Here is an 11,190-nt window from a genome sequence, read left to right as displayed (position 1 = left end):
CTTCAGCGGCGCGGCGGTGCGTGTCTCGTGGGTGTGGGTCGGGGGGACGGTCTTCGGGCCCGGACGGAACGGTGTGCGGTTCGGCAACGCCCCCAAGGGGCGCGGGGAACTGCGCGACCAGCCACGACGGAGCCGCAGCCGCAAGACGGGCACATCGCGGCACTTCCAACGCCGCCTCGCGGCCCACGCAGCGGAGCGCTAGGTCTCGTCCGGCTCACCCCGGCGGCGCACCTTGTACTCGCCGCCTCCCGGTGGCATGCCGCCACCGAGCACGAGTCCGTCGGCCCCGGGCATCGGCCCCGTGCCGAGCATCGGACCGCCGCCCAGCACGGGCCCGTCCCCCAGGGTCATGACCTGCGGCCGCCCGCGAACCCCGTGGCGCCCTTCCGAGCCCTCGTTCGCCGCCACCGGCCCCGCCCCGTTGGCACCGGCACCCGGCCGGTCGAACTGGGTGCGGTAGAGGTCCGCGTACAGTTCCCCGGCCGCCAGGAGCTCGTCGTGCGTGCCGCGTTCGCGCACCCGGCCCCCGTCGATGACGAGGATCTGGTCGGCCTCACGGATGGTGGACAGGCGGTGCGCGATGACCAGGGAGGTTCGGTCGCGCAGCGCGGTGGTCAGCGCCCGCTGGACGGCCGCCTCCGACTCGGAGTCCAGATGGGCGGTGGCCTCGTCCAGGATGACGACGGAGGGTGCCTTGAGCATGAGCCTGGCCAGGGCGAGCCGTTGTTTCTCACCGCCCGAGAGACGGTAGCCGCGGTCGCCGACGACGGTGTCGAGGCCGCTGGGCAGCGAGCGGATCAACTCCCCTATCTGCGCCGCGTCACAGGCCTGCATGAGGTCCCGTTCGGTGGCGTCGGGCCGGGCGTACGACAGGTTCGCGCGGATGGTGTCGTGGTAGAAGTGCGCGTCCTGGGTGACCACTCCGACGGTGTCGCGCAGCGAGTCGAGGGTGACGTCCCGCAGGTCGTGGCCGTCCATGCGGACGGTGCCCGAAGTGGGGTCGTAGAGGCGGGACACCAGATGCGTGATCGTCGTCTTGCCGCCGCCCGACGGGCCGACGAGAGCGGTGAGCCGGCCGGACGGCAGCTCGAAGGACAGCTCGTGCAGCACCTGCGGACCCGCCTTCGAACGCTCCCCCGGGGACTGCGCGCCGGCCTCCAGCGACGCCAGGGACACCTCGCTCGCGGGCGGGTAGCGGAAGGACACCCGGTCGAACTCGATACGCGGGGCGGGGCCGGTCCCCGGCGGCGGCAGGGCGGTCGCGCCGGGCTTCTCCTCGATGAGCGGCTTGAGGTCGAGCAGTTCGAAGAGGCGGTCGAAGCTGACCAGCGCGGTCAGGGCGTTCGCCTGCATGCCCGACAGCTGGGTGATGGGGCCGTACAGCCGGCCGAGGAGTACGGCGAGGGCGACGAGGGTGCCGATCTGGAACACGTCGTCCAGGACGAGGGCGCCGCCGGCCCCGTACACCAGCGCCGTCGCGAGCGCGGCGAGCAGGCCCATGGAGATGAAGGACAGCCTGCTGAACACGGTCCACTTCACGCCGACGTCGCGCACCTTGCCGGCCCGTGCCGAGAAGGCGGCGGCCTCCGCCCGCGGGCGGCCGTACAGCTTGGCGAGCATCGCGCCGCTGACGTTGAACCGCTCCTGGACGACGCCGGCCAACTCGGCGTTGGACTGCATCTGTTCCCTGGAGTAGCGCTGCAGGCGCCGGCCGACGTAGATGCCCGGCACGGCGAACAGCGGCAGGAGTGCCACGGCGATCAGGGTGATGAGCCAGGACAGGTAGAACATCTCGGCGAGGACCAGGAGCACGGTCAGCACACCGGTCGCCGAGGTCAGCAGCAGGCCGAGGGCCTGCTGGGCCAGCATGACGTCCGCGTTGAGCCTGCTGGTGAGCAGGCCCGTCTGGGTGCGGGTGAAGAACGCCATGGGCTGACGCTGGACGTGGGTGAAGGTCTGGACGCGCAGATCGTGGCTGACTCCCTGGCCGATGCGGCCGGAGAAATAGCTCTGCCCGAGCTGCATCACCGCGTCGACCACGGCGAGTCCGGCGGCGGTGAGCGCCAGGGCCGTGACCAGCCCCAGGTCGTCCTTGAGGATTCCCTTGTCGACGATCTCCTTGAGCAGCAGCGGCGTGGCCACGATGACGAGCGAGTCGACCACGGTGGTGAGCAGCAGGAACAGCAAGGAGCGGCGGTGCGGGCGCAGATAGGTGAGTGCGCGGCGCACAGTGCCGGGCCGCAGGGACTCCCTCTTGTTCTTGATGTCGGACGAATTCGGGTCTCCGACGGTAATTCCACCAGGACCTTGGCTGATTAACACGCGACGGAAACCTCCTGGGATCACGTAATTCCATCGGCTTCACACGTACCGAGGACACTACCGTTCTGGTTTTACGCCGAACAGGCCCGCCCGTAGGCAATCAGAACCGCCACGGAGACAGAGAAAGAAGGCATGCCGGAATTCCCGGGGGCTCGGAAATCCCCGGGTTTAGTGATTCTCCGGAAAGGGGTCAGGGCCGGGCCGCGATGGATTCTCCCGCACGGCCCGGCTGTCCGACCGGGCGAATTGGCCGGTTGGACACCCTGTGGCGCGCTAAGCCGTCTCGGCGACCTTCCGCTGCACCCGTACCGCGAACTCCGCCCACATCTCGGCGGATTCCTTGGCGAGGTGGGCGACGACCACGCCGCAGTGCGGCGGGACCCGGTCGGCGATCCTCTCCCATTCCTCCGTGTCGAGGGTGTGGAGGTTCAGCAGCCGCAGCAGGGTGCGCCCGGTCTCGCTGAACCGCAGCGCCGGATCCGCTTTCAGCCGCTCCACGAGCGCGGCCCGGTCCTGGGCCGAGGCGCGGGTGGCCACGCCGACGGGGCCGAGGGGCCCACGGTTCGCGCCCTCCGTGTGCTGCGTCCGCCTTCGGCCCTGCGGCTGCGGGTCCTCTCCGCGCATCATGCGGTTGCGGACGTCACGGACCGTCTCGGGCGAGATACGGGCGGCCCGGGCCACCTGCCGCAGTGACAGGCTCGGGTTCTCGGCGATGATCTCGCTGGCCAGCCTGCGGCCCTCGGCGCCGCTGACCGGGCGAACCCGGCCGTCCTGGCCGATCCTGCTCGTCCGCCCCGCCTCACCGTTCTGCTGCTGCCGGCGTATCTCGGCCACGGTCCCCGGCGCGATGCCGGTGACCGAGGCGATCATGCGGTCCGACCACTGCGGATGCGTGCCGATGATCCGGCCGGCGGCGCGCTTGCGGTCCGCGGTCGTCAGCGGCAGCCCGTGGGCGATGTTGGACTCCACGGCCAGTACGAAGGCGTCAGCCGCGTCGCCGTCGAAGAACCTGGCGGCGATCTTGCTCTGGCCGCGCAGCTGCGCGGCACGTACCCGGTGCAGTCCGTCGATGATGCGCATCGTCGGGCGGTGCACGGTGATCGGGGGCAGCGGTGTCTGCACCGCTGCCAAGGCTTCCACGTGTTCCTGATCGGCTCCGGAGAGCCTCGGCGAGTCGGCCGTCGACAAAGAGCTGATCTCGACTTCGACGACCATGAGTCGATCGAGGCGCGGGTGCCCAGGTATCGCCAACTCAATTCCCCCTAGTGACTCGGTCCCGCCGCACGCGCGTGTGCGGACGCGCGTGGGCTCACACCGCTCCCGTAGTGGAACGTTTCGCCGAGTCCTTAAAACCTGCTGGTGCCCATTGCCACTTCCCCGGTCTTGTTATCCGGCCGAAAAGAGGTCTTGGCGCGTCTCCCGATGGCCGAACACGATGACCTTAACAACGACTTTCCGGGCTTGGACACCCCTAGGCACCCCTACGGGGTCATTCCTGCCGGGTAACCCCTATGGGGCGGTAGCCCCTATGTGGTCATTCCCGTCCGGTCGTCGTCACACCCGGGTGAGTGCGGGGACCGCGGCGTCCTTCCGCAGCGGGAAGGCGACTTCGACGACGAGTCCGCCGCCCGGCCGCGCGCGGGCGGTGAGCTGGGCGTCGTGGGCGGTGGCGATGGTGCGCACGATGGACAGGCCCAGCCCGTGATGGCGTTCGTCGGCGGTGCGGCCGAGCCGCTGGAAGGGCTCGAAGAGCCGCTCCACCTGGTCCGGCGGGATCTCGGGTCCCGTGTTGGAGACGGTCACGACCGCATGCCCGCCCCGCGTGGCCGTGGTGATCTCCACGCGTCCGCCGGGCACGTTGTAGTCCACGGCGTTGTCGACGAGGTTGGCCACCAGCCGCTCCACGAGCGCGGCGTCGCCCGCGACGGGGGCGGGCGCCGTCCTGATCTCCAGGTCGAGGTCGCGCCGGCCGGCCTCCGGGCGCGGGATGCCGACCGCCTGCTCGGCGGCGTCGGCGAGGTCGACCGCGTCACGGCGGTCCAGGCCGCGCTCACTGCTGGACAGGGTGAGAAGCGACTCGAGCAGACGCGCCTGCTGCTGACTGATCGCCAGCAGCCGCTCCATGTTGGAGCGGTACGACTCCACGGTGGCGTCGCGGTCCATGAGCGACTCCTCCACCAGCGCATGCTCCAGGGTGAGCGGCGTGCGCAGTTCGTGCGCGGCGTTGGCGACGAAGCGCCGGTGGGAGTCCAGAGCGACCTCCAGGCGCCCGAGGAGTCCGTCGACGGTGTCAGCGAGGTCCTTCAGCTCGTCGGCGGGCCCGGCGACGGCGAGGCGCTCGTGCACGTTGCGTGCGGAGATACGGCGGATGGTGCCGGTCATCGTGCGCAGCGGCCGCAGGACCCGCCCGGCGACCAGCCAGCCGAGCACGATCGAGATCACCGCCATGATGGCTAGGGCGATGCCGCCCTGCGCCAGCAGGTTCTCCAGGCCCTGCTGGTGCTGGCGGTAGGCGTGTTCCCGCAGGTCGCCCATGCCGAGGTCCGGGCCGATCGGGGTGCCGTCGGTCAGGCCGAGGGAGGGACCGGAGCCCGGGTCGCGGGTCAGGCGGGACACGTCGCCGCCCTCCCTGCCGAGGATGACGTTCGACGAGGCGCGCATGACGAGCAGGTAGGTGATCGCGAGCAGCACCGCCCCGGAGGCGACGAACAGCACCCCGTACAGCAGCGTCAGACGCATCCGGACCCTACGGGGCGTCAGACGGCGTACGGTGGCGGCGAGAAGGCGGGCGGTGCCGGCGAGCGGCGCCGCCGTGGGCTTCGGCAGTCGCATCGTGCCTCAAATCCGGTAGCCGCCCCGGGGGACGGTCTCGATCAACGGCGGGTCGCCGAGCTTGGGACGCAGCCGGTTGATGGTCGCCTTGACGGTGGTGGTGAAGGGGTCGGCCGCCTCGTCCCACACCCGTTCCAGCAGCTCCTCCGCCGACACCACCCGCCCCTGGGCGGCGAGCAGGTACTCCAGGACCGCGAGTTCCTTCGGGGTGAGCGCGAGCCGCCGCGAGGCACGCGTCGCGATCCGTCGCGCCGGGTCCAGGCGCAGGTCGCCGTGGACCAGCACCGGCGGCACGGCCGGCTGCGAGCGGCGGCCCAACGCGCGGATACGGGCGACCAGTTCGGCGTACGCGAAGGGCTTGGGCAGGTAGTCGTCCGCGCCGAGGCTGAGGCCCTCGACGCGGTCGGCGATGGTGCTGGACGCGGTCAGCATCAGCACCCTGGCGTGGACGGGCTCGTCGGCCAGCCGGCTGCACACCTCGTCGCCGTGCACGCCGGGCAGATCCCGGTCCAGGACGACGACGTCGTACTCGACGACCGCCGTGCGCTCGAGCGCGTCCGCGCCGTCGTACACCACGTCCACCGCCATGCCCTCACGGCGCAGCACCCGCGCGACCGATTGCGCGAGTTCGACGTGGTCCTCGACCACCAGCACCCTCATCGACCCCTCCTGGCGCCGGGCCGGGCGGCCCGCCTGATCACGCCGCACGACACTGCCCGATCCCCCGTCACGCACCGGTCACAGTCTGCTTCCCCGACTCTCCCCGGCTCCCGGATCGCAGGGTACCGACGCGAGCTCCCCCTCCACAGGCCCGGATCAGGGCACATCCGCCCCCGCCGGACTTCTGTGCGCCACCGACTCCTGTGACCCGCGCGCGCTTTCGGACCGCGCTGTGACCGCCCGCCCCGTAGAACAACCGGAGCGGAATGGACCGTAACGCCCGCCCGGCAGAGAGTTGTGACCTCGCAGATGACCGACGGACTCCTCTTCCCGGACCTGTCACGCCCGGTGCTCCCGAACCGGTCACGGCGGGTGTTCCGGGAGCTGTCACGCCGGGTGGCGAGCCGCACGGTGACGGCGTTTCGAGCGCTGACCGGAGCCCGCGGCCGCGGAGGTGATCTTGGCCATCAGGTCCGTACGGCGCTGGACGTCCAGTTTTCGGTACGCGCGCGTCAGATGCTGTTCGACCGTGCTCACCGTGATGAACAGCTTGTCGGCGATCTCCCGGTTGGTCAGTCCGCGGGCGGCGAGCGTCGCGACCCTCAGCTCCGCGTCGCTGAGCTCGACAGGGTGCCGCCGCGGCCTGGCCGCCCCCGTGCCGTCCCGGTCGGAGGGCGTGCCGGTGTCGGACGGCGGCGCCTCAGGGGCCGGCACTCCGCATTCGCCGGCCAGCTGGCGCGCCCTGCGGGCCAGGGCGCGGGCCTGCCCGGCGTCACCGAGCTCGCGGTGGGTGCGGGACAAGTCGTCGGTGGCCCGGACGAGTTCGAGCCGGTGCCCGGTCTCCCGCAGGATCTCCACGGCCTCCCCCAGCAGCGGCAGCCGGCGCGCGGGGGCGAGGGTCCGGGCGAGGACCCGCAGCGACACCCCGCGCGTCCATGCGGCTCCGGGCCCGACCAGCGCGAGCTGTTCCTCCGCCAGGGCGCGGGCGCGGCGCCGGTCGCCGAGCGCCAGGTGGGCGAGGGCGGCGTCGGTGCGCCAGGGAACCAGGGCGGGCCGGTCCAGGCCCCAGCCGGTCATGGTGTCGCCGCAGGCGCGGAAGTCGTCGAGCGCCGCGTAGGGGCGTCCGGCCGCGAGGTAGTAGCATCCGCGCGCCCACAGATAGAGCAGTCCGTCGGGGGTCTGGAACGCCGCCTCGGTCACGGGCACGCCGAGGTGGTCGGCCGCCTCGCCGAGCCGGCCCATGGCCGTCTTCACGTACACGGCGACGGCGACGAGCGACGCGAGGGCGACGCCCCAGCCTTCGGCGGGTACGAGGGCGTTCGCCGTGCGCACGGACTCCTCGGCGGCGGCAAGCCCGCCCAGCCGCACCTCTATACGGGCCTTCACGGCGGCGAACCGCGCCTGCCACATGGGGGCACCGCGCTCGGTGGCCTCTTTGACCAGCGTCTCGCACCAGTACGCCGCCACGTCGAGGTGGTCGGCGAGGACGAGGGAATCCAGGGTGGCGACGAGCATGGGGACCGTGTGGTCGTCGAGGCGGGTGCCCTGGAGGATCTGTTCGGCCCGCACCACGACGTCGTCCCTGCTGGGGTCGGACGCCGCCTGGGCCAGGGTCGCCACCCGGTCATGGATGCTGCGCGCGGCCGAGGGCGCCCGCAGCACGTCACCGGTCGCCTCGGGCCGGTCGGTGCGGGGCAGTCCCGGGTAGGTGCGGTCCATCCACAGCCGGATGTCGTCGAGCCGGTGGCGCAGGCCCGCACCCGCGGCGCCGCGCCCGGCGGTGTGCAGTACGGCGAGTGCCTGGTCGACCTGACCGAACCACAGCAGGTGTCCGGCCAGTTCGGCGGAGTGCCGCTGTCCGAGGCGGCCCGCGAGGGCGGCGGCCGTGAGGTCGGGCAGGTAGCGGGCGCCGATGGCCGGGTTGACGCGCCAGGCGGCCCGGGTCAGCGCGGCCCTGACGTCCAGGGACTGCCGCTCGTCCGTGCAGAGGTCGCGGGCGGCGCGCAGGCAGGACAGCGCCAGGGCGACGTCGTCGTCGGTCAGGGCCCGGTCGGCCGCCTCGATCAGGGTCGGCAGCGCCCATGCGTCGTCGATGCGCTGCGCGAGCATCAGATGCCGTGCGACCACGGTCGCGGCCCTGCCGTGCTCGTGCAGCACCGTGGCGACGCGGGCCTCCAGGCGGGCCCGGTGCGCGGGCTCCATGCTGTGCAGCACCGCGGCGCGTCCCGCCTCGTGCCGGAACCAGCCGGAGCCGAGCAGCCCCATCGCGCCGAGGGCGGTCAGGCCGCGGTGCACCGACTCGCGGCCGACGCCAAGGACTTCGGCCAGTTCCGCGGGAGAGGCCTGCGGTCCGTGGACGGCGAGCGCCCAGGCGATGTGCTGCAGCGCCGGGTCGACGCGGTACAGGCACGCGGTGACGGCCCGCTCGAAGGCCTCGCCCGGCACGCAGTCGTCGAGCCCGCTCTCGTCGCCGTCGGCGAGCGACGCGGCGGTGTCTTCCAGGAGCGCCTTCGTCAGCAGGGGGTTGCCGCCACCGGTCCGGTGCAGGTGCGTGACGAGCGGGCGCGTCCGCCACCGTTCCCCGCCGTAGGCGCCGGCCATGTCGGCGACGCCACCTCGGCTCAGCGGGCCCAGCCGGATATTCCGGCAGCCCGGAAGGCGTAGGAAATCCACCTGGAAGCGGGTGTTGTCGGATAACTCGGTGAAGCTTTCCGCGAGCACCATCAGAATGCGGTTTCTGTTCAGCCTCCGGGCCAGATAGAGAAGGCATTCAAGCGAATCCTGATCTACGTGATGCACATCGTCCACGATGACCATCACGGGCCTTTCCCTTGCCTTTTCCAGGACAATCCCGCACTGCTCGGTGACCACCGCGGCGGGAAGCGTCACCCGCGCCCGCCGCCCCGTTCCGGCCATCGCCGCTTCACCCGGCGACCGCGATGCACCGGCCATGTCCTCATCGGGCGACCCGACTCCGAGCAGCAGTTGCCCCATCACCCCAAGGGGCATGTCGCGCTCCGCGTCCGACGCCGTGGCCTGCAGCAACAGCGCTCCGGCGGCAGCCGCCCGCTCCCCGAAGGCACGCAGCAGCGCGCTCTTCCCGCTCGCGACCGCGCCGCTCACCAACAGCACGCCGCCCTGTCCGGCCATCGCTGCGTCGAACATGCCCTCCATGACCGACAGTTCCTCGTCCCGCTCCACCAAGTTCATGAGCCGACTTATCCCCCAGTCCCGACGGCTGATTCTCGCGCGGTGCAGGCGGCCGCTCAGATGCATCCTTTCGGACGAGACCGCCCTCCCCTGTGAAGATTCTCCCATAAGGAAAAATCAACTACCAGCCCGATTCGATGCAGAGACTTCGGGACGACACTGAATTCACGCCATTCAGCCCGCAAACGGACCACTCAATTCCGAATTGAATGGCACCTGTTGCATGGTTTTCAGATGGCCAAAATCAACTGACCATTCGGTCGGCGGGCGGCCGGAATCCATCTGACCTGGCACGCTCGCCGTCCCAGGCGCCCGCGGGCGGCCGATCCGCCGTCCCGGGCGCACCGCCGACGCTGGTGTAGACCTCCGCAAGGAACGCTTTCTGTCGGCTTTCGGTCAGCATCGCTTGAACATCCCGGGCGCCCCGCGCGTACGACGTGGCAGAGCCGTCGGCGAGGCGGTCGGCGATGCGGGGTGGGGGCGGCCCAACCTCAAATGTTGCTCTGAAGGTGCCCGCCCAGGGGTTCAGGCCGAGCCCCTGGGGCCATACCCCCGTCACGTCCGAACGTCCGACACGTCGAAGGAGACGAGGAGACGGGACAGCGGATGCGGAAGAGGCGAAGAGGCCGAGGAGGGGACGATGCAGCGACTGGGCACGGGGATCGGATGGCGTCCGGAGATCGCGGACGCCGTGGAGCGCATGCCGGGCATCGACTGGGTCGAGGCCGTCGCCGAGAACGTCTGTCCCGGGCACCTTCCCGAGTCGCTGCTACGGCTGTGCCGGCGCGGCGTGACCGTGATTCCGCACGGTGTCTCGCTCGGCCTGGGCGGCGCGGACCGGCCCGACGCCGACAGGCTGGCCGCGCTCGCCGAGCGGGTGGAGGCACTGGGGTCGCCGCTGGTCACCGAGCACATCGCGTTCGTACGGGCGGGCGGGCCGCTGACGGCGTCCCCGCGCCTGGAAGCGGGGCATCTCCTGCCGGTCCCCCGCACCCGGGACGCCCTCGACGTGCTGTGCGAGAACGTCCGTATCGCCCAGGACGCGCTGCCCGTGCCGCTCGCCGTGGAGAACATCGCCGCGCTCATCTCCTGGCCGGGCGAGGAGATGACCGAGGGCCAGTTCCTGTACGAACTCGCCGACCGTACCGGCGTACGCCTCCTCATCGACGTCGCCAACCTCCACACCAACCACGTCAACCGCGGCGAGGACCCGGCCAAGGCGCTCGCCGACCTCCCCCTTGAGGCCATCGCATACGTCCACGTCGCGGGCGGCTTCGAACGCGACGGCGTCTGGCACGACAGCCACGCCCACCCGGTCCCCCAGCCGGTCCTCGACATCCTCACCGACCTCGCATCCCGCGTGTCCCCGCCGGGGGTGCTGCTGGAGAGGGACGAGAACTTCCCGGAACCGGGGGAGCTGGAGCGGGAGTTGGGGGCGATTCGGGGGGCGTTGGAGAAGGGGGATGCGGAGCGGGGGGCTTCTTCGGCACAGGACACCACACGCCAGCAAGACACGGCAGGCGACCAGGAGCCGGCGTACAAGCAGGCCGCGGCGGCTGGTACCGCGCACGCTCGTCAGCGCCTCGGCCTCGCGCAGGCCGCCCTGCTGTCCGCGCTCGTCGCCGGGACGCCCGTGCCGGAGGGGTTCGACCGCGTGCGGCTCGGGGTGCAGGCGCGGGCGCTCGCCGGGAAGCGCGCGGATGTCGTGGCGAAGGTCGCGCCCGAGTTGCCGGTGATCCTCGGGGAGCGGTATCGGCGGGCCTTCCTCGCGTACACGCACGGGCACCCGATGACAGACGGCTATCGGCGCGACGCGCTGGACTTCGCCGGGTACCTGCTGGCCGAGGGGCGGCTCGAAGACGAGCGGGTGCGCGGGGAGTTGCGGGAGTGGTGGCTGGAGCGGTCGGGGCCGAGGCCACGGTCGCGGCGGCCGGGGGTGCGACTGGCCCGGGCCACGCGCCGGGTGCTGCTGCGGCGGTGAGCGGGCCGCAACCGATGAACAGGCTGCGGTGGCGAGCGAGCTGCGGCGGTGTGAGCAGGCTGGCTGCGACGCGGCGGGCGACCGCGCCCTCCCCGGCGACAACACCTGCACCGTCACCCCCGGCGGTACGGGTGGGCTCGTACGCCTTCCGCCTCCCCGCCCTCGTACGGCACACATGCCTGCTG

6 protein-coding genes are annotated in these 11,190 nt (G+C 71.7%); 1 reads left to right on the top strand and 5 read right to left on the bottom strand.

Annotated elements, in window-relative coordinates:
• Nucleotides 1–198 precede the first annotated feature (198 nt).
• The 5 genes from ACQEV2_RS32520 to ACQEV2_RS32500 form a co-directional block, all read right to left on the bottom strand.
• Nucleotides 199–2,295, bottom strand: coding sequence for an ABC transporter ATP-binding protein (locus tag ACQEV2_RS32520; protein WP_433054931.1), 2,097 nt, complete (start codon nt 2,293–2,295; stop codon nt 199–201).
• A gap of 300 nt (nt 2,296–2,595) precedes the next feature.
• Nucleotides 2,596–3,537 carry a ParB N-terminal domain-containing protein gene (locus tag ACQEV2_RS32515; RefSeq protein ID WP_433049471.1) on the bottom strand — a complete coding sequence of 314 codons (942 nt, stop codon included), beginning with the start codon at nt 3,535–3,537 and terminating at the stop codon, nt 2,596–2,598.
• A gap of 339 nt (nt 3,538–3,876) precedes the next feature.
• Nucleotides 3,877–5,154, bottom strand: a complete 1,278-nt coding sequence (locus ACQEV2_RS32510; RefSeq protein WP_433049468.1) for a sensor histidine kinase — start codon at nt 5,152–5,154, stop codon at nt 3,877–3,879.
• A gap of 6 nt (nt 5,155–5,160) precedes the next feature.
• Nucleotides 5,161–5,814 (bottom strand): response regulator transcription factor, encoded by a 654-nt coding sequence (locus ACQEV2_RS32505; protein WP_031480381.1) that lies wholly within the window; start codon nt 5,812–5,814, stop codon nt 5,161–5,163.
• Nucleotides 5,815–6,201: 387 nt separating this feature from the next.
• Nucleotides 6,202–9,024, bottom strand: a complete 2,823-nt coding sequence (locus tag ACQEV2_RS32500; protein WP_433049464.1) for a helix-turn-helix transcriptional regulator — start codon at nt 9,022–9,024, stop codon at nt 6,202–6,204.
• Between the two features lie 640 nt (nt 9,025–9,664).
• On the opposite strand from ACQEV2_RS32500, the gene ACQEV2_RS32495 reads away from it, so the two are divergent.
• Nucleotides 9,665–11,005 (top strand): DUF692 domain-containing protein, encoded by a 1,341-nt coding sequence (locus tag ACQEV2_RS32495; RefSeq protein WP_433049461.1) that lies wholly within the window; start codon nt 9,665–9,667, stop codon nt 11,003–11,005.
• Nucleotides 11,006–11,190 lie beyond the last annotated feature (185 nt).

It is taken from the genome of Streptomyces sp. CA-251387, from assembly GCF_050936625.1.
Classification (GTDB): domain Bacteria; phylum Actinomycetota; class Actinomycetes; order Streptomycetales; family Streptomycetaceae; genus Streptomyces.
Note: the sequence above shows the minus strand (reverse complement) of the source record. Positions and strands in the feature narration are given on the sequence as shown.